Below are 18,719 nucleotides of genomic sequence, written 5' to 3'. Positions count from 1 at the left end.
AGGGGTTAGCAGTCGCGGAGTTCCGGGCTCTGGTTCAGCAGCTGGCCGCGAACGGAGACGAACGCGCGGTAGCGGTCACTGTCCACTTGGGACTTCTTGAACACGGCGACGCGGTGGCAGTTCTGGAACGCCAGCTTCACGCCGAAGTGGCGTTCCAGCCCGCCGCGAATGGCGTCCGAGGCCAGCGCCCGCAGCAGCTGGCCGCGTTCGGCCTCGCTCGGCGGCGGCGTCTCGTTGTCGGCGAACCCGTCGGCCGCGCCCTCGGCCTCCGCGATGACACCGGTGATCACGGTCCAGGCGTAGGGCAGGGACTCCCGGACACAGGCGACGAATTCGGCGTCGGAGACCTCCCCGCGCTCGGCCTTCTCCAGCAGCGCGGGCGATACATCCAGAGACATCGAACCTCCGAGGGAGACACAGTGAACGGTGGGCCATCTCCCTGACTACTCACCCTCGGCCCCGGCCACAAGAGAAAACGATCATCATCACCACTTTGGCGGAAGCCGTCGTCACTCCCAGCGAAAGAGCTTCGCCGCCAGGACACAACTGCCCACCGCGAAAGCCGCCAGAACGGCGAGTTGCAGCGGCTGAGCACCGGTGCCGGTCCAGGCGTCTTCGAGGGCTTTGACGCCCGGCGGGACGTACGCGCCGATGTCCCGGATGGCCTCCGGCAGCAAGGGGCGCGGCAGCCAGACGCCGCCGAGGAACATGACCGGGACGTAGGCGATCATCGCGATCCCGCCGGCGGCGCGGCTGGTCTTCGCGACCGCCGCGGCGATCAGGCCGAGACCGAAGATCGAGGTCGTGCCGAGGACGAACGTCACCAGGAAGCCGAGCGGGTGACGCGGGCTGGGGACGTCGAAGACGACGCCCGCCGACACGAGGAGGAGGCCGACCCCGCCGATCGTCACGGTGACGTTGATGATCAGTTGCGCCACCAGCAGCTGGGCCGGATGCACCGGAGTGGTGGCGAAGCGGCGGAGGATGCCCTGTTCGCGGTAGGTCGCGATGATCCCGGGGACCGATTGCAGGCCCATCATGGCGATGGTGAGCACGATCATCGACGGAACCCACGCATCGAGGAAGCGCGTCCCCGTCGTCGTCCCGCTGTCCGCGCGAATGGCGGGAATGGCGCCGAGAACGGCCGTGATGGCCGTCGGCAGCACGAGCCCGCCGATGACGAAGCCGGGCGCGCGGATGGCGAGTTTCGTTTCGGTGAGGGTGATCTTGGCGAGCGTGTTCATTGCGTCTCCTGCTGTCGGTCGCGGCCGGTCAGGGTCACGAAGGCTTCGTCCAAAGTGGATTTACCGGCGCGGTCGCGGAGCTCGCCGGGGGTGCCGGTGGCGACCACGCGGCCGGCGTCGAAGATCGCGATGCGGTCGCAGAGACGTTCGGCCTCGTCCATGAAGTGCGTGACGAGCAGGACGGTGACGCCGGTGTCGCGCACGGTCTCGACGAGCTTCCAGGTGTCGCGGCGGGCGTGCGGGTCCAGTCCGGTGGTCAGCTCGTCGAGGACGGCGACCTCGGGACGGCCGACCAGCGCGAGCGCGATCGAGACGCGCTGCTTCTGCCCGCCGGAAAGCTTGCCGAAGTACTTTTTCCGCTGCTCGGTGAGACCCAGCTTCGCGAGCAGGTCACCGGTGCCGGCGGGGTTCGCGTAGAAGGACGCGTAGAGGTCGAGCGCCTCGTGGACCTTGATCTTGTCCGGCAGGCGGCTCTCCTGGAGCTGCGAGCCGAGGCGCTGCCGCAGCGCGGTGTGGTCCTTGCCGGGGTCGAGGCCGAGGACCGACATGGTGCCGGAGTCCGGCGTGCGCAGGCCCTGGAGGCATTCGACGGTGGTGGTCTTCCCGGCGCCGTTGGTCCCGAGGATCCCGAAGATCTCGCCCTGTTCCACGTGGAACGAAACGTCGTCGACCGCGACGTGCTCCCCGTACGTCTTGCGGAGGTTGCTGACTTCGATGAGTGGCATGCGAAAAACGTTATGGCGCAAGGGACTTCGCCAGAATGGCGCTGAACCCACAGCTGGGGTGGGGCTGGACCCACCCTGATCGGGGGCCTGCGGTCACTGTGCCGGGCCGGAGCGGTGGGGAAGACTTCGTCGCATGATCCGCACCTACCTCACCTCAGTGCGCCGGGGCTTCGTGCTCGCGGGGCTGGCGCTGGTGAGCTGGCTGGACCTGCTGCTCGAGCTGGTGGGTTTCTGCCTGCTCTGTGTCGGCCTGGTCTTCGCCTACACGCTGGCGCTCGAAGGGACGCGTCCGCGCGCCGCGCTCACCCGGCGGCTGGCCGGACGCTGGTGCGGTGTCGACGTCGAACCGCCCTATCGGCCGGCGCCGCCGGAGCCGGAACGCGAGCGCGATGGCTGGTACCGCGACGGAAACAGCCTGTTCAAGCGGTCCTGGTTCATCCGGTGGACCAAACGGTTCGAGTGGATCTCCGACGATCCGGCCACCGGCCGCGACCTCGGTTGGCAGCTGTGGAATCCGTTGGCCGGTCTGGTGCTCGTGCCCGCGGTCCTGCTGGCCGGGCCGCGTGCGCTCCGGCGGTATGGGAAGTGGACGCGCTGGTGGCTCGGGCCCCGCCCGGCTCGCACCGGCGACGGCTGGATGAGGAGCGGGTCGAAGGCGCTGGGCTTCCAGCTGGGCCTGTTCGCGCTTTCGGTCGCGCAGCTCGGGATGGCGATCCCGACGCTGCTCAGCCTGATCTGGCCGTCTCCGCTGTTCCCGGCGATGGTCGTCGCCGGTCGCACGGTGACCGACACCCTGCGCCGCGAGGCCAAGAACTGGACCGGCGTGCGGATCGACCGCCCGTACCTGCCGGAGCCGCCGTTCCCCGTCCCCCGCGCGGACGGGCTGTACCGGCACGGACGGCAGCTGTACGACACACCGTGGTGGCCGGCGCGGCTCGCGCGCTTCCGCTGGGTGATGTTCGACCGCGCGACCTGGCGCGACATGGCGGCCGCGGTGGTCAACTCCGTGGTGCTGCTGCTGATGGTGGCGCCGACCGCGACGCTGGTGTTCTCCGGTCTCTGGGCTGTGGTGGCGCTGTGGGTGTGGCGGCCTGCCGGGCAAGCGCTCGCGCTGACTCCGGTCGCGGTGGCCGCGGTCGTCGCGGGGCTCCTCGTGGCGCCGTGGCTCGCCCGCCAAGGAGCGCGCTTCGCGAAGCTGCTCCTGGGGCCGACAGAGGCTTCGCGGCTGGCGCAGCGCGTCGAACGGCTGAAGCAGACGCGGACGGACGCGTCGGTCGCGCAGGCCGCCGAGCTGCGGCGTATCGAGCGGGACCTGCACGACGGGGTCCAGTCGCGGCTGGTCGCGATGGGGATGAAGCTGGGCGCGGTAGAAGCGCTGATCGACAGCGATCCGGCCGCGGCGAAACGGCTGGCCGCCGAGCTCCGGCAGACGTCGTCCGAAACGCTGACCGAGCTGCGGCTGCTGGTGCGCGGGATTCATCCGCCGGTGTTGTCCGAGCGTGGGCTCGGTGACGCGGTGCGGGCAATGGCACTCGACAGTCCGCTGCGGGCCTCGGTGAACGGCGTCCTGCCTCGGCTGGAGCAGCCCGCGGAGGCGTGCGCGTACTTCGCGATCAGCGAGCTGCTGGGCAACGCGGCGAAGCACGGCGAGGCGCGGAGAGCGTCGATCGACCTGGACTACGACGACGGTCTGTTGCGGATCGAGGTGACCGACGACGGCAAGGGTGGCGCGAACGCGGCCCGGGGGAGCGGGATTCGCGGGATCGAACGCAGGCTGGGCGCGTTCGACGGTAGTTTTGCCCTGACCAGCCCGCTCGGCGGGCCGACGAAGGCGATCATGGAGATCCCGTGCCAGCTCGACCCCGATGCGTCGTCGCCGAAGACCAGTACCTCCTCCGAGACGGCCTGACGCATTTGCTGACCGCGCACGGTTTCGACGTCGTCGAGGCGGTGGGCACCGGGCCGGAACTGGAACGGGCGCTGCGCACGCATCGGCCCGACGTTTCGGTCGTCGACGTCCGGATGCCGCCGACGCTCACCGACGAGGGGCTCCAGGTCGCCTTGGCGGTGCGGCGTGACATCCCCGGCTTGCCGATTCTCGTTCTCTCACAACATGTCGAGCAGCTCTACGCGCGTGAGCTGCTCGCCGACGGCGCGGGCGCGATCGGCTACCTGCTGAAGGACCGGGTCTTCAACGCCGACCAGTTCATCGACGCCGTGCGGCGCGTGGCGGGCGGCGGGACCGCGATGGATCCCGAAGTGATCGCGAAACTGGTGGCGGGCAACGCCTCCGACCCCCTTTCCGCGCTGACCCCACGCGAACGCGAGGTGCTCGGCTTGATGGCGGAGGGTTGTTCCAACGCCGCCATCGCCGGGCGGCTGCACTTCAGCGAAGGGGCGGTGGGGAAGCACACCGCGAACATCTTCGCGAAGCTCGGCATCGTCGCTTCGGACGACACGAACCGGCGGGTCCTGGCGGTCCTGGCCTACCTGGGAACGCCGTGAAGGCCCCCTTCCCTCGACTCAGCCGAGGGAAGGGGGCCTTCACGGAAGGGCTTCAGGAACGCGAGATGCGGGTCATCTCGTCGCGCTCGACGACCTTCACGCGTTCCCGGCCGTGCGGAGCGCCGAGGGCCTTCTCGTGGGCGTCGAGCTTGCCCCAGCCTTCCCATGTGGTGAAGGGAACGCCGCGTTCGGTCAGGAAACCGAGGATCGCGTCGGGGTCGTCGATGGCCGGGGCCGTCAGGGCGTCGGCGTCGGCCAGGAGGCTCGCGATGGTTTCGGCCGCGTCGCCCTTGGTGTGGCCGATGAGGCCGACCGGACCTCGTTTGATCCAGCCGGTCACGTAGACGCCGGGCACCTGCTCCTCGTCGATGTCCAGCACCCGGCCCGCCTGGTTCGGCACGGTGCCGGTGGTGTGGTCGAACGGGATCTCCGGCAGATGCGACGACAGGTAACCCACCGCGCGGTAGACGGCCTGGACGTCCCAGTCGTGGAATTCGCCGGTGCCGTGCACGTTGCCGTCACCGGTCAGTTCGGTGCGCTCGGTCCGCAGACCGGTCACCTTGCCGTTCTCACCGACGACCTCGCAGGGCGAGTGCAGGAAGTGCAGGTGCAGCCGCTTCGGCCGGTCGCCCTGGTCGCGGATCGCCCACTCCTGCAGCGTCTTCACGACCATGTCGATCTGCTTCGACGCCCGCAGCGCGGCGATGCTGCCCTCGTCGAACTCGATGTCCTCGGGGTAGACGATGACCTCGACGTTCGGCGAGTGGTCCAGCTCCCGCAGCTCCAGCGGCGTGAACTTCGCCTGCGCCGGGCCGCGGCGGCCGAAGACGTGCACGTCGGTGACCGGGCTGGCCTTCAGCCCCTGGTAGACGTTGTCCGGGATGTCGGTGCTGAGCAGCTCGTCGGCGGTCTTCGCGAGAATCCGCGCCACGTCGAGTGCCACGTTCCCGACCCCGAGGACCGCGACCGAGGTCGCGTTCAGCGGCCAGGTGCGCGGCACGTCCGGGTGCCCGTCGTACCAGGAGACGAAGTCGGCGGCGCCGTAGCTGCCGTCGAGGTCGATCCCGGGGATGTCGAGCGCGCGGTCGGCCATGGCACCGGTCGAGAAGATCACCGCGTCGTAGAACTGGCGCAGGTCGTCGAGCTTCAGGTCGGTCCCGTAGTCGACGTTGCCCAGCAGCCGGATGTTCGGCTTGTCGAGGACCTTGTGCAGGGCGGTGACGATGCCCTTGATCCGGGGGTGGTCGGGCGCGACGCCGTACCGGATCAGCCCGAACGGCGCCGGCATGCGCTCGAACAGGTCGATCGTCACGTCGGCGTCGGACTTGTCGAGGATGTCGGCGGCGTAGATGCCGGCCGGACCGGCACCCACGATGGCTACACGAAGAGAACGGCTCACTCCTACCACGGTAAGTTAGGTAGCCCTAACAATCATTGTGATCTGGCGTACGGTCCACCTGGTGGGAGCCGCTAAGCTGGCTTCATGCGCGTGCTCGTCGTCGACAACTACGACAGTTTTGTCTACAACCTGGTCCAGTACCTGGCCCAGCTCGGCGCCGACTGCACCGTCTGGCGTAACGACGTGGTGGACGTCGGCAAGCTCGGCGAGTTCGACGCGGTGCTCGTCTCTCCCGGCCCCGGAACCCCGGAACGCGCTGGTCAGAGCATGGACGTCATCCGTGAATGCGCCGAGAAACGCATCCCGATGCTCGGCGTCTGCCTCGGCCACCAGGCCCTCGGTGTCGTCTTCGGCGCCACCGTCGACCGCGCCCCGGAACTGCTGCACGGCAAGACCAGTCAAGTCCACCATTCGGGCGACGGAGTGCTCGCCGGACTCCCCTCGGAATTCACCGCCACGCGGTACCACTCGCTGACCGTTTTGCCCGAAACCATCGATGACGCCGTGTTCGAAATCACAGGCCGCACCGAGTCGGGTGTCGTGATGGGCATGCGTCACCGCGAGCTGCCGCTCGAAGGTGTCCAGTTCCACCCCGAGTCCGTGCTCACCCAGGGCGGGCACCGGATGCTGGCGAACTGGATGGCTTCGGCCGGGCACCCGGTCCCCGACGCCACGGTCAACGAACTCGAGCAGGAGACCCGCGCGCTGCAGAAGGCCGCTGCTGCGTGACCTCGCTGATCCGGCTCGAAGGAGTCGGTAAGCGCTACGGCCGCGGTGAACCCGTGCTCGCCGACGTCGACCTCGACGTCCCGGCGGGGCGCGTGATCGGTGTCCTGGGCTCGAACGGCTCGGGGAAATCGACGCTGCTCAGGATCCTCGCGGCACTTTCCCGGGCGACTTCGGGAAGCGTCGTGGGCAGCCCGCGTGTCGGCTACCTGCCGGACCGCTTCCCGGCGGGGCAGCGGATGAGTGCCAGGGCGTACCTGCGGCATATGGCCCGCATAGACGGCCATGTCGATTTATCGGCAATCGATCCGCTGCTGGACCGGCTGGCGCTGGTCGGCGGACCGGACGCGCCCTTGCGGACCCTGTCGAAGGGCAACGCCCAGAAAGTCGGCCTCGCGCAGGCGGTCCTCGCCGAGCCGGACCTGCTGATCCTCGACGAGCCTTGGTCCGGCCTCGACGTCGAAGCGCACACGGTGCTCGGCGAACTCGTCGCCGAGACCAAGGATCGGGGCGCGAGCGTGGTCTTCACCGATCACCGCGCCGCCGCCGTGCACGCCCACGCCGACGACGTCTACCGGATGGACGGCGGCCTCCTGACCCGCGTCGAAACGAGAGCCGAAAACGCGACGAGGATCGTCCTTCACGGGTCCGACGGCGACTGGTCTTCGGAACCCGGCGTCAGCCGAGCCGTGGCCGAAGACGGGAAAGTAGTCCTGACGGTCGAAGCCGGGCACACGGACGCGGTCCTGCTGCGTGCGCTCAACCGCGGCTTCTCGGTCCGGGAGGTGGCGCCGTGCTCGCCATGACCCGCTACTACCTCGCGCTGCTCGGCCATTCCCAGCGCTACCTTCCCGCGATCCTCGCCTACCTCGCGGTGAACACCGTGCTCTACACGGATCCGAAGTCGCCGCTGCTGCCGCAGTACGGGATCAGCGCCGGTTCGCTCCTGGTGGTCTCGTGCTGGCTGACGATCGCGATGCTCGACGTCGAGGACCCGGTCCAGCGACTGGTGACCTTCAGCCACGCACGACGCTGGCGATCGGTCCTCGCCGGCGCCACGCTGGCCGTCTTCGGCTGCGCCGCGGTGCTGATCGTCGTGACGCTGGCCTGGTCGGGCCTCCGCTCGGGCGGCTTCCCGATCGGCGCCCTCGCTCTAGGGGCGGCGGCGCACGCGCTGTGCGCGCTGTTCGGGATCGCGATCGGGCTGCCCTGTTCGCGGCTGCTGGTCCCGCGCGTCGGCTGGTCCGTCCTGGCGGCGGTCTTCGCGCTCGCGGCCGTGCTCCTGGTCAAATGGCTACCGCTGGCCAACCCCTTGCTGCGCGCCCTGACCTCGCAGCAACCGCTTGCCGTCCCGTTCACGGTGGCCGCGGTGGCGGCGGTCGCCGCCCTGCTGCTGAGCGCGACGGCCGTCGGACACCTGCTGCGGCGCAACGCCTGACCGCTGGTTCGAGATGATCGAATCATGCAGGTACCTTCATAGATCTGTCTGACTGTCCTGAGGGTGTGGCCAGGGCGGCGGATTACGGGGCCGTTAAAGATGAAGTCAGGTACTCGATGGTGTGCACGGCTTCCCTCGCTAGAGGGAGGCGGTCTATCTGTTTGGAGTATTGCTCGCATTGAACTCTGCGTTCTAGTCTGATCTTGCTGGTTGCAGTTTAACGAACAAAGGTTCGAGGGGGACTTTTGCGCACAGCTAAATTAGGGATTCTTGCTGCCATCCTCGCGTCGGCTCCGCTGATTCAGGCTGCGCCGGCAGGGGCGACTGAGATGGCTTCGAGTTACACCTTCACCACCATCGTGACCCAGTGGACACACTGGACTCCCGACCCGTTCTCGAGTACCCATGCAGGTACGTTGAACGCGGGCCGGAACTACATGTATTGCTGGACCGAAGGTGTCGGTTACAGCGCCAATGGTCGACACAGTAACCGTTGGCTGAAGACGGACGATGACACGGGGCATCGCGGAGTCTATGTCAGTCCTGTGAATCTCGACGAATGGGGATTCTACAACTACGTTCGCCATATCGTTCATTGCTAGCTGGCAGCGAACCATGTGGCGAACGTGTATGACACGCCGCATATAGCTCGAATGCGTCCGTATGTCTTATCTGTCCTTTTCTGCTGGTCTGCGTTGGTACATACAGAAAGGGCCCCGCACGAAAGCGTGCGGGGCCCTTCTCAACAGCGGTGGATCACGGCGGGAAGATCCCCGACCTGGTCGGCGACGTCGTCGAGGACTCATCGCCTTCGACGATGAACAGCGTGATCGGCGCGTTCTTGGCGATCTTCGCACCGGCCTGCGGGTTGGTCTTGCTGACCTTGCCCGCCTGATCCCGGTCGCCGTTCTTGTCGGCCTGCGTGTCCAGCTGACCGTTCCAGCCCAGCTGCTGGAGCTGCCGCGTCGCCTGCTCCTCCGTCATGCCCTTCAGGATCGGCATTTCGAAGGTCTCCTGGTTGCCGTTCGACACGGACAGCTTGACGACAGTGCCGACGGCCACCTTGCCGCCGTTCGGGGTCTGCTCGATCACCGTGCCCTTGGGCTGGTCGGAGTCCACGTTGGTGACCTGCGGGGTGAACCCGGCCGCCCTCAACCCGGCTTCGGCCTCGGCCTGAGTCTTGCCCTTGTAGTTCGGGACCGTCTTCAGTTCCTGGGACTTGGCGATCGTGATGTCGACCTTCGAACCTTGGTCGACCTCAGCCTGCGCGGCCGGATTTTGGGAGGTGACCTTGCCCGCTTCGTTCGGGTCGTTGCTCTCTTCCTCGGTGGTCGCCCCGAGCTTCAGACCGGCTTCGGTCAGTGCTGCGAGGGCCTCGGCCGCAGTCTTGCCCTTGAGGTCCGGCGTCTTGACCTTCTCCGGCTTCGCGCCGACGGTCAGCGTGATCTTGTCCGAGGTCGGCGTCACCTGGCCCTCGGCCGGGGTGATCGCGATGACCTTGTCGATCTGGTTCTCGTCGCAGGCGGGCAGGCCGTTGACGGCCTCACCGGTGCAGGGCACCTTCTTGGTCGGCTCGAACGAGTTGAACCCCGCGCCCCGGAGCGTGTCCTTCGCCGAGGCCTCGGACTGGCCCATGACCCTCGGGATCGCCTTGCTCTCCGCGCCGGTGCTGTTGAACGCGTTGGACAGCCACATGATCAGCAGCACCACCGCCGCCAGCGAGACCACGAGACCGGCGATGAGCCAGGCACGCCGCTTCTTCTTCGCGGCCGGGTCTTCGTCTTCGTCCTCGTACTGGTCGTAGCGCGGCGGCACCCGGCGGTCGGAGTCCATGACCTGGGTGCGCTCGTCCTCCGACATCACCATCGGCGCGGCCGGACGCTGGCCGGACAGCGTGCGGACCAGGTCCGAACGCATCTCCGCCGACGACTGGTAGCGGTTCGCCGGGCCCTTCGCGAGCGCCTTGAGCACGACGGCGTCAAGCTCGGGCGCCACGGCGGGGTTCACCGACGACGGCGGGTTCGGGTCTTCCCGGACGTGCTGGTACGCCACCGCCACGGGCGAGTCACCGGTGAAGGGCGGCTCGCCGGTGATGAGTTCGTACAGCACGCAACCGGCGGCGTAGACGTCGGAACGCGCGTCGACGGACTCACCGCGCGCCTGCTCCGGCGAGAGGTACTGCGCCGTGCCGATCACCGCGGCGGTCTGCGTCATCGCGGACTGCCCGTCGTGCATGGCGCGCGCGATGCCGAAGTCCATCACCTTGACGGCGCCGTTCTTCGTGATCATCACGTTCGCCGGTTTGACGTCGCGGTGCACGATGCCGTGCCGGTGCGAGAAGTCCAGTGCCGCGCAGACGTCGGCCATGACCTCCATCGCCCGCTTCTGCGACATCGGCCCTTCGGTCTTCACGATGTCCCGCAGAGTCCGTCCTTCGACGTACTCCATGACGATGTAGGGCAGCGGGCCGAACTCGGTGTTCGTCTCGCCGGTGTCGTAGACGGCGACGATCGCCGGGTGGTTCAGTGCCGCCGCGTTCTGTGCCTCGCGACGGAAACGTTCTTGGAACTGGGGATCCCGTGCCAGGTCGGCACGCAGGATCTTGATCGCCACCTCCCGGCCCAGGCGCACGTCGTGGCCGTGGTGGACCTCCGACATGCCTCCGTAGCCGAGCGTATCGCCCAGCTCGTAGCGGTTGCTGAGCAGTCTTGGTGTGCTCATCTCTGCGTGCCGTTCCATTCCGTCCAAGGTTTGCTGCTCATCATTCCCGGATTCGCCTGTCCGGCCGGCTCCTCGGTGCCGCCCTCCGTCGGCACCGCTGGGTATGCGGATGTCGGCGAAGGACCTTCAGACTCCTTACCCGGAGCCGGCGCGTGTTCACTAGTTTCCACGCCGCCCGACTGTGGTCCGTTGCCCGAACCCACCAGTCTCACGATGAGGAAGGCTCCTGCCACCAGTACTGCGATCAGGATCACCGCGAGCAGCACCCACCAGCCCCATTGTGGCCGTCTGCCCGGCAGACGGCGGACCGCCATCGGCGGCGGGCCGCTGACCGGGTGCATCGCCGGATGCGACGCGGGCCCGACGGCCACCATCGGGTTCGGCGGCGAATGCGGGCCGGGCTGCATCACGGGCTGCCCCGCCGAGTACGCCACGTTGACCAGCCCCGACGGCGTCGGCAGGGGAAGCCCGGCGCGGACCGCGGCCACCGCGGCGGCGAACTCGCCACCGCTGTTGTACCGCTGTCTCGGATCCTTGATCAGCGTCGCTTCGATGACCGCGCGGGCGCCCGGTGGCACGTCCGGCGGCAGCGGCGGCGGGAGGTCGCGGATGTGCATCATCGCGACGGTCACCGCGTTCTCCGAAAGGAACGGCCGGTGCCCGGTGAGGCATTCGTAGCCGCACACGGCCAGCGAGTAGACGTCGCTCGCCGGTTCGGCGTTGTGCCCGAGCGCCTGCTCGGGCGCGATGTAGTGGGCGGTGCCCATCACCATGCCGGACCTGGTCACGGGGGCGGCGTCGGCGGCCTTCGCGACACCGAAGTCCGTGATCTTCACCTGCCCGGCCGGGGTCACCATGATGTTGCCCGGTTTGACATCGCGGTGCACAAGACCCGTTTCGTGCGCGGCCTGCAGCGCGTTACCGGCCTGCTCGAGGATGTCCAGGGTGCGCTCGGCGGTCAGCCGTCCTTCGCGGGTGATGATCGCGGCCAGCGGATCGCCTTCGACCAGCTCCATCACCAGATACGCGATCGACAGCTCGTCCGCGACGGTCTCGCCGTAGTCGTGCACCGCGGCGATGCCGGGGTGGTTCAGTGACGCCGTCATCCGCGCCTCGGTCCGGAACCGGTGCAGGAACTCCGCGTCGCCGGACAGCTCCGCTTTCAGGATCTTGACCGCGACCGTCCGGTCCAGCCGCGTGTCACTGGCCTGCCAGACCTCGCCCATCCCGCCGACGGCGATCCGGTTCGTCAGCTTGTACCGGTCGGCCAGCAGCTGACCCGAGGACAGCATCCGCTATCCACCCCCGAGCATGGCGTTGACGGCGGCGCGGCCGATCTCCGCGGCCACGGTGCCACCGGTCGCTTCGAGCCCGCGGTTACCCCCGGATTCGACGATCACCGAGACGGCGATCTTCGGGTCCATCGCCGGCGCGAACCCGGTGTACCAGGCGTGCGGCGGGGTGTTCTTCGGGTCGTTGCCGTGCTCGGCGGTGCCGGTCTTGGAGGCGATCTGGATGTCGCCGCGTTTGCCGGCGCCCTTCGTGTTCTCTTCCGACGCCAGCATCATGTCGCGCAGGATCGCGGCGTTCGCGCTCGACATCGCGGCGTCACCGGTCAGTTCGGTCGGGGTGTAGTCCTCGATGGTCGACAGGTTCGGCGCCAGCAGCGACTGCACGAGCTGCGGCTTCATCGCCATCCCGTTGTTCGCGATGGTCGCCGAAAGCAGGGCGTCCTGCAGGGGCGTCAGCCGCACGTCGCGCTGGCCGATGGCGCTCTGGTACAGAGCCGCCTTCGATTCCAGCGGGCCGAGGGAGGACCCGGCGACCCGCATCGGCACGGTCAGGTCCTCGCCGACGCCGAAGTTCTTGGCCGTCGCGTTCAGCTTGTCCTTGCCGAGCTCGCCCGCGATCTCGGCGAAGGGCACGTTGCACGAGTACCGCAGCGCTTCCTTCAGCGTGCTGCCCTTGCAGGCAGCGCCGCCGTAGTTCTCCAGCGTCGTCTGCGTGCCGGGGAGTTTCACGTTGGGCGCGGTGTTGACCGGCATGTCCGCGGTCTTGCCGTCTTCGAGCGCGGCCGCGGTCACCAGCAGCTTGGCCGTCGAACCCGGCGGGTACGTCTCCGAGATCGCGCGGTTCAGCATCGGCTTCTTCGGATCGTCGCGCCACTGCGACCAGGCTGCGACCTGCTCCTTCGTGGTGTGCGAGGCCAGCTTGTTCGGGTCGAACGACGGCGTCGACACCATCGCGAGGATGCGTCCGGTCTTGGGCTCCAGCGCCACCACCGCGCCGGTGTAGCCCTTCCGCGTCATCAGGTCGTACGCGGCCTTCTGCACGGCCGGGTTGATCGTCAGCCGCACGTTCCCGCCACGCGGGTCGCGGCCGGTGACCATGTCCGAAAGGCGCCGCACGAACAGGCGAGGGTCGGAACCGTTGAGGACGTCGTCCTCCGACCGCTCCAGCCCGCCGGAGCCGTAGTTGATCGAGTAGTAACCGGTGACCGGCGCGTACATCGGGCCGTCGGCGTAGGTCCGGATGAACTTGTACTTGTCGTTCGACGGGTCGACCTTCGCGAGCGCGGCGCCGTCGGGCGTCACGATCAGCCCTCGCTGGCGGGAGTACTCGTCGTAGAGCACGCGCACGTTGCGCGAGTCGGTGCGGTAGTCGTCGGCCTTGACCACCTGGATGTAGGTGGCGTTGGCCATCAGGAGCACCACCATGACGAGCATGGCGACACCCACCTTGCGGAGCGGGGTGTTCACGCGGGGCTCCCCTCACCGGTCGCGGGCGGCCGCTGGACCATCACCGTGTGCGCTTCGGCGAGCGGCGCCTGCGGCTGCTGCGGCTTCGGCCGCACGGCGGGTTTGCGGGCGGCGTCGGAGATTCGGAGCAGGAGGGCCACCAGGATGTAGTTCGCGAGCAGTGAAGAACCACCGCGGGAGAGGAACGGGGCGGTGATCCCGGTGTTCGGGATCAGGTTCGTGACGCCGCCGACGACGACGAAGATCTGCATGACCAGGGCGAACGACAGACCGCCGCCGAGGAGTTTGCCGAAGGTGTCGCGGACGGCGAGGGCGCTGCGCATCCCGCGCATAGCCAGGATCAGGTACAGCATCAGCATCGCCGTGAGCCCGATCAGGCCGAGTTCCTCGCCGATCGCGGTGGTGATGAAGTCCGTCTTGGCCTCGGGGACCATATCCGGCCGCCCGGCGCCGAGGCCGGTCCCGCCGACCCCGCCGGTGCCGAGCCCGAACAGCCCCTGCGCGACCTGGTAGCCGCCGCCGGGGTCGTCGTAGGTGGCCAGCGGGTCGATCCAGTTCCGGACGCGCTGCTGGACGTGCGTGAACAGGTTGTAGGCGATGATCGCGCCGGCGGCGAAGAAGCCGACACCCAGCACGACCCAGATGACCCGCTCGGTGGCGACGTACAGCATCACCAGCGTCACACCGAAGAACAGCAGCGACGTGCCGAGGTCCTTCTCGAACACCAGCACGCCGAGGCAGGCGGCCGCCGCGATGAGGATCGGGCCGAGGTCACGGGCGCGCGGCAGTTCGACGCCGACGATCCGCTTGCCCGCGACCATGAACAGGTCGCGTTTCGTCACCAGGAACGAGGCGAAGAAGATCATCAGCAGGATCTTCGCGAACTCGCCCGGCTGGATCGAGAAGAACGGCAGCTTGATCCAGACCTTCGCGCCGTTGACCTCGGACAGGCTCGACGGCAGCACCGCGGGCAGCGCGAGCGCCACGATGCCGACCAGGCCGCACGTGTAGCCGTAGCGGGTCAGCGTGCGGTGATCGCTGATCACGACCAGCACCACCACGAACAGCACCAGCGAGACCGCCGTGAACAGCACCTGCTTGGTGACGTCCGGCGTGTACTCCTTGCCCTGCTGGATCGCGCGTTCCGCGAGCGCCAGGTCGATCCGATGGATCATCACCAGGCCGAGCCCGTTCAGCAGCGCGACGCACGGCAGGATCACCGGGTCCGCGTACGGCGCCCAGCGGCGGACCGCCAGATGCGCCGCCGTCAGCACCGCGAGGTACGACAGACCCAGCCAGATGATCGAGCTGGTGAGTTCCTGCTCCTGGTTCGCCTCCACCAGCACGAGCGCGACGGTGACGATGAAGGTCGCGAACGCCAGTAGGACGAGTTCGGTGCCGCGCCGCTTGGGAAGCTCGCGCGGAGGGTTCGTGGCGAACTGGGCCGAAGCCGGATCGGCGAGCGGCGTGCTCATCAGTTACCGCCCCCTGGTGCTGCCGTTGTCGGCGTCGAGCAGTCCCTCCCCGCTGGCTGATTCGCCGAACTCGGCGAGGCGGGGGTCGAAGGGGCGGCGGCCGACGACGACACCGGCGGTGCCGGGTCGGTGGGCGGCGTGGAAGTCGAGCTGGAGTTCGGTTTGCAGTCGGCCAGCTGCTTGTGCGGCCGCAGGAAGTCGTCGATGTACTTGCGGGCGTCGTCGAGGTTGTCCTTCTTGACGCCGTTCTTCACCGCGATCCGCGCGTCCTCCTGCAGTGCCGGCACCAAGAGCTTGTCGGTGCACAGCCCGCCCGGCGGGCACGAGCCCTGTTCGAAGGCGTGCAGGTCGATGCCGAGGACGCTGCCGGGGACGCCGCGGTAGATCACGACCTCCTCGCCGGGACCCTCGCCGACGTAGTACTGGCTCAGCACGAAATACCGCGTGGCGATCGCCGCCGCGGCCAGCACGATCAGGACGACCACCGCTCCCGCCAGCCAGCGAAATCGCCTCCGGCGCTTGACCTTCGGGTCCTCCTGTTGGGGCTGGACCTCCGGCCGCGGCTGCGGCGCGGGCTGGGTCAGCGCGCGGGCGCGGGCGGCGGGGGAGTCGCCCTGGTGGAACTCGTCACTGCCGTCCCCGGCGGCGCCGCCCACGATGGGCGCGTCCTCACCGAAGTCGACGTCGACGACGTCGGCGATGATCACCGTGACGTTGTCCGTGCCGCCGCCCTTGAGCGCCAGCTCGATCATCCGGTCGGCGCAGGCCTGCGGATCCGGGATCTGGATCGCCTCGGACAGCGTCTCGTCGCTGACCATGCCGGACAGACCGTCCGAACAGATCAGGTACCGGTCACCGGCGCGGGCTTCGCGCACGGTCAGGCTCGGCTCGACCTCATGGCCGGTGAGCGCCTTCAACAGCAGCGAGCGCTGCGGGTGCACCGCGGCCTCTTCCGGCGTGATCCGGCCCTGTTCGAGAAGTTCGTTGACGAAGCTGTCGTCCCGCGTGATCTGCGAGAACTGACCGCCACGCATCAGATACGCCCGCGAGTCGCCGACGTGCACGACACCCATCCGCGAACCGGCGAACAGCACGGCGGTCAGGGTCGTGCCCATCCCGTCGAGGTCCGGGTCCTGCTGGACGAGTTCGGCGATGGCGGCGTTGCCGTTCTGGACGGCCTCACGCAGCTGAGCGAGAAGATCGTCGCTCGGATCGTCGTCGTCGAGTGGGGCGAGGGAGGCGATGACGACCTTGCTGGCCACCTCACCCGCGGCGTGACCGCCCATGCCGTCGGCGAGGGCGAGCAGGCGGGGACCGGCGTACACGGAGTCCTGGTTGCTGGAACGCACCAGGCCCCGGTCGCTGCGAGCCGCGTAGCGGAGGACGAGAGTCATGGGCGAAGCTCGATCACCGTTTTGCCGATCCGGATGGGGACTCCGAGCGGGACCCGGAGGGGTGCCGTGACCTTAGCCCGGTCGAGGTACGTCCCGTTCGTCGAGCCCAGATCTTCCACGTACCAATCCTCCCCGCGCAGGGCGATCCGGGCGTGGCGGGTCGACGCGTAGTCGTCGTCCAGCACCAGGGTCGAGTCGTCGGCGCGGCCGATCAGGATCGGCCTGCCGTCCAAGGCGATCCTGGTTCCTGCCAGCGCACCATGGGTCACGAGCAGCTGCTGCGGCGATTTCCCGCCGCGCGGCTTCTTGTTTTCCTTCTTCTTGCGACCGAACGTCGGGACGGCGACTCGCAGCCCGGAGGCCGCGTACAGATCCGAACGGACGACACGCAATGCGGCGAACACGAAGAGCCAGAGCAGCACGAGAAAGCCCACCCTGGTGAGTTGAACGACCAGCTCTGGCACTTGTTGTGTCCGCTCCCGTTTCTCCTGTACGCCGCGGAGAGCCCGTGCCGTCCGGGATGGTCGGCTCCGGACAGCGCTGCTCTCCGCGTACGACCCGAGGTGCCGATCCACCACAGGTCCCGCACCGCAATTCTGCGATACCCCCTCCGGACGCCGCCGGTCAGCCCTGCGTACGGAACACGAGAGACGAGTGGCCGACGCGGATCACGTCGCCGTCGGCCAGCTGCCAGGTCTGCACCGGGGTGCCGTTGACCGTCGTGCCGTTGGTCGAACCGATGTCCGCGAGCGTCGCGCTCTGGCCGTCCCAGGTGATCTCCAGGTGACGGCGCGAGACGCCGGTGTCCGGGAGCCGGAAGTCGGCGTCCTGGCCGCGGCCCACGACGTTCCCGCCCTGCTTCAGCGAGTACGAGCGGTTCGAGCCGTCGTCGAGCTGGAGGCTCGCGGTGAGCTGACGACCGGCCGCCGGCTGGCCGCCGTAACCGCCGCCCTGCGCGTACGGGTCCGCGGCCGGCTGGCCGTACTGCTGCTGACCGCCGCCGTACTGGTCGTACCCGCCCTGCTGCGGCTGGGCGCCGTACTGGTCGTAGCCGGGCTGCTGCGCGGCACCGCCGTAACCCTGGTCGTACCCGGGCTGCTGGGCACCGCCGTACTGGTCGTAACCCGGCTGCTGCGCGCCGCCGTAGCCCTGGTCGTACCCGGGTTGCTGGGCACCGCCGTACTGGTCGTAGCCCGGCTGCTGCGCGCCGCCGTAGCCCTGGTCGTAACCACCTTGCTGCTGGCCGCCGTACTGGTCGTAGCCGGGCTGCTGTGCGCCACCGCCGTAACCCTGGTCGTAGCCGCCCTGCTGCTGGCCGCCATAACCCTGGTCGTACCCGGGCTGCTGCTGGCCAGCCTGCTGTCCGTAGCCGTACTGGCCCTGCTGGCCGTACGGGTCACCCTGGTCGTATTGGCCGTAGCCGGGGGGCTGGCTCATTGCTGGGTCTCCTGCGTTGCTGGGTCGTGCCGACCGTGGCGAACCTTCGGCGCCGTGGGGCTTGACGTCGGGATCGACGGACGAACGGGTCTTGAACTGTCCAGTATGCAGCGCCTCGTTGCGCTCGAGCGAAACTACGACGTCACCATAGGTGTCCCATCCGTGCTCGGCGAGGTGTTCCTTGACCGCCTCCGCCAACACCGTGGTGACCCGACGCTCGTCTCCGGCCATGCGCTCGTGATCAGCCTGCCCCAGCGACACGATGTAGTGATTGGGGGCGAGCTGTCGACCACCGGCCAGCTCACGAACGTTCTCCTCGCTCTCGCGCTCAAGCGCCACCGCCACTTCCTGCGTGACGACGTTGCCACCGAACATGCGCGCGAAGGTGTTGCCCACGAGGTTCTCGAGCCGTCTGTCAAAGCGTTCGACGCGGCCCACCGGGCAACCTCCTCACACGTGTGCTTCCCCGTCGATCCTATCCGGGTACGGCCAGTCGGACACGGCCCCCGGTGAAACCCGTGAAATCCGCCTGCTACGCTTTGCGAGCTGTCAGAGAACGAAGCACTCGGGCGAGTGGCGGAATGGCAGACGCGCACGGTTCAGGTCCGTGTGTCCGAAAGGACGTGAGGGTTCAACTCCCTCCTCGCCCACTCTTGAAAGAAGGCCCCGTCGCTAGTGCGACGGGGCCTTCTTTCGCGTTGGTCGTCGCTCGTCAGTACCCGGCGGCCGAGGCCCCGAACCCCACGGTGCGGTTGGTGAGTGGGTCGGCTCTCGGCTTTCTCTGCCTCTCGTGCCTGGTTGAACGCGTTTGTGCAGCTGGTTACGGGTGCGCAGCTCGCCGGTCGCCGAGCCGGCGGGTTCTCGGAGGACTCCCCGGACAACCCGTTCGCGCGACC

At 68.3% G+C, this 18,719-nt stretch carries 16 protein-coding genes and 1 tRNA gene; 6 read left to right on the top strand and 11 right to left on the bottom strand.

All coding sequences use genetic code 11. The annotated features are described in order from the left end of the window. Positions 1 to 5: 5 nt before the first annotated feature. The 3 genes from ACFVM3_RS02705 to ACFVM3_RS02695 form a co-directional block, all read right to left on the bottom strand. Entirely contained in the window at positions 6 to 398 is a 393-nt protein-coding gene (locus ACFVM3_RS02705) for an SCO5389 family protein (RefSeq protein ID WP_005161845.1), read from the bottom strand. Between the two features lie 111 nt (positions 399 to 509). Beyond that, entirely contained in the window at positions 510 to 1,244 is a 735-nt protein-coding gene (locus ACFVM3_RS02700) for an ABC transporter permease (protein ID WP_378434917.1), read from the bottom strand. Further along, positions 1,241 to 1,969, bottom strand: a complete 729-nt coding sequence (locus tag ACFVM3_RS02695) for an ABC transporter ATP-binding protein (protein ID WP_378434915.1) — start codon at positions 1,967 to 1,969, stop codon at positions 1,241 to 1,243. Before ACFVM3_RS02695 ends, ACFVM3_RS02700 begins: the two co-directional genes overlap by 4 nt. Before the next feature lie 133 nt (positions 1,970 to 2,102). Here ACFVM3_RS02695 and ACFVM3_RS02690 point away from each other — a divergent pair, with 133 nt between their 5' ends. Next, the gene (locus tag ACFVM3_RS02690) at positions 2,103 to 3,878 is read left to right on the top strand and encodes a sensor domain-containing protein (RefSeq protein ID WP_378434913.1); all 1,776 of its coding nucleotides are present in this window, start codon (positions 2,103 to 2,105) and stop codon (positions 3,876 to 3,878) included. Continuing rightward, entirely contained in the window at positions 3,818 to 4,474 is a 657-nt protein-coding gene (locus ACFVM3_RS02685) for a response regulator (protein ID WP_378434911.1), read from the top strand. The genes ACFVM3_RS02690 and ACFVM3_RS02685 overlap by 61 nt, the downstream gene beginning before the upstream one ends. A gap of 52 nt (positions 4,475 to 4,526) precedes the next feature. Here the strand turns inward: ACFVM3_RS02685 and ACFVM3_RS02680 are convergent, their stop codons facing one another. Next, positions 4,527 to 5,846, bottom strand: a complete 1,320-nt coding sequence (locus ACFVM3_RS02680; protein WP_378434980.1) for an FAD-dependent oxidoreductase — start codon at positions 5,844 to 5,846, stop codon at positions 4,527 to 4,529. Between the two features lie 111 nt (positions 5,847 to 5,957). Here ACFVM3_RS02680 and ACFVM3_RS02675 point away from each other — a divergent pair, with 111 nt between their 5' ends. Genes ACFVM3_RS02675 through ACFVM3_RS02665 form a run of 3 tightly spaced genes read left to right on the top strand, consistent with a single transcriptional unit; the run spans position 5,958 to position 8,037 of the window. After that, a complete protein-coding gene (locus ACFVM3_RS02675) occupies positions 5,958 to 6,602 on the top strand; it encodes an aminodeoxychorismate/anthranilate synthase component II (protein ID WP_378434910.1) in 645 nt (214 codons plus the stop codon). Beyond that, complete coding sequence (locus ACFVM3_RS02670; RefSeq protein ID WP_378434908.1) at positions 6,599 to 7,405, top strand: ATP-binding cassette domain-containing protein; 807 nt, start codon at positions 6,599 to 6,601, stop codon at positions 7,403 to 7,405. Before ACFVM3_RS02675 ends, ACFVM3_RS02670 begins: the two co-directional genes overlap by 4 nt. After that, positions 7,393 to 8,037 (top strand): hypothetical protein, encoded by a 645-nt coding sequence (locus tag ACFVM3_RS02665; protein WP_378434906.1) that lies wholly within the window; start codon positions 7,393 to 7,395, stop codon positions 8,035 to 8,037. The genes ACFVM3_RS02670 and ACFVM3_RS02665 overlap by 13 nt, the downstream gene beginning before the upstream one ends. 756 nt (positions 8,038 to 8,793) lie before the next feature. On the opposite strand, the gene pknB is transcribed toward ACFVM3_RS02665, so the two are convergent. The 7 genes from pknB to ACFVM3_RS02630 all read right to left on the bottom strand — a co-directional run bounded on the left by pknB (position 8,794) and on the right by ACFVM3_RS02630 (position 18,261). After that, positions 8,794 to 10,758, bottom strand: a complete 1,965-nt coding sequence (pknB, locus tag ACFVM3_RS02660) for a Stk1 family PASTA domain-containing Ser/Thr kinase (RefSeq protein WP_378434978.1) — start codon at positions 10,756 to 10,758, stop codon at positions 8,794 to 8,796. Continuing rightward, entirely contained in the window at positions 10,755 to 12,050 is a 1,296-nt protein-coding gene (locus ACFVM3_RS02655) for a protein kinase (RefSeq protein ID WP_378434904.1), read from the bottom strand. Before ACFVM3_RS02655 ends, pknB begins: the two co-directional genes overlap by 4 nt. A gap of 3 nt (positions 12,051 to 12,053) precedes the next feature. After that, positions 12,054 to 13,517: a peptidoglycan D,D-transpeptidase FtsI family protein gene (locus ACFVM3_RS02650; protein WP_378434903.1), complete on the bottom strand. Its 1,464-nt coding sequence runs from the start codon at positions 13,515 to 13,517 to the stop codon at positions 12,054 to 12,056. After that, the gene (locus ACFVM3_RS02645) at positions 13,514 to 14,992 is read right to left on the bottom strand and encodes an FtsW/RodA/SpoVE family cell cycle protein (RefSeq protein WP_378434901.1); all 1,479 of its coding nucleotides are present in this window, start codon (positions 14,990 to 14,992) and stop codon (positions 13,514 to 13,516) included. The genes ACFVM3_RS02650 and ACFVM3_RS02645 overlap by 4 nt, the downstream gene beginning before the upstream one ends. Continuing rightward, the gene (locus ACFVM3_RS02640) at positions 14,992 to 16,386 is read right to left on the bottom strand and encodes a protein phosphatase 2C domain-containing protein (RefSeq protein ID WP_378434899.1); all 1,395 of its coding nucleotides are present in this window, start codon (positions 16,384 to 16,386) and stop codon (positions 14,992 to 14,994) included. Before ACFVM3_RS02640 ends, ACFVM3_RS02645 begins: the two co-directional genes overlap by 1 nt. After that, on the bottom strand, positions 16,383 to 16,850 hold the full coding sequence (locus tag ACFVM3_RS02635; RefSeq protein ID WP_007030429.1) for an FHA domain-containing protein: 468 nt from the start codon (positions 16,848 to 16,850) through the stop codon (positions 16,383 to 16,385). Before ACFVM3_RS02635 ends, ACFVM3_RS02640 begins: the two co-directional genes overlap by 4 nt. 160 nt (positions 16,851 to 17,010) lie before the next feature. After that, a complete protein-coding gene (locus tag ACFVM3_RS02630; RefSeq protein WP_378434897.1) occupies positions 17,011 to 18,261 on the bottom strand; it encodes a DUF3662 and FHA domain-containing protein in 1,251 nt (416 codons plus the stop codon). 129 nt (positions 18,262 to 18,390) lie between these two features. Between ACFVM3_RS02630 and ACFVM3_RS02625 the strand changes: the two genes are divergently transcribed. After that, positions 18,391 to 18,473 (top strand) — tRNA-Leu (locus tag ACFVM3_RS02625). Positions 18,474 to 18,719: the final 246 nt, after the last annotated feature.

Source organism: Amycolatopsis sp. NPDC057786 (genome assembly GCF_042797905.1).
Lineage (GTDB): Bacteria > Actinomycetota > Actinomycetes > Mycobacteriales > Pseudonocardiaceae > Amycolatopsis.
This window is presented reverse-complemented; position numbering and strand designations above follow the sequence as displayed.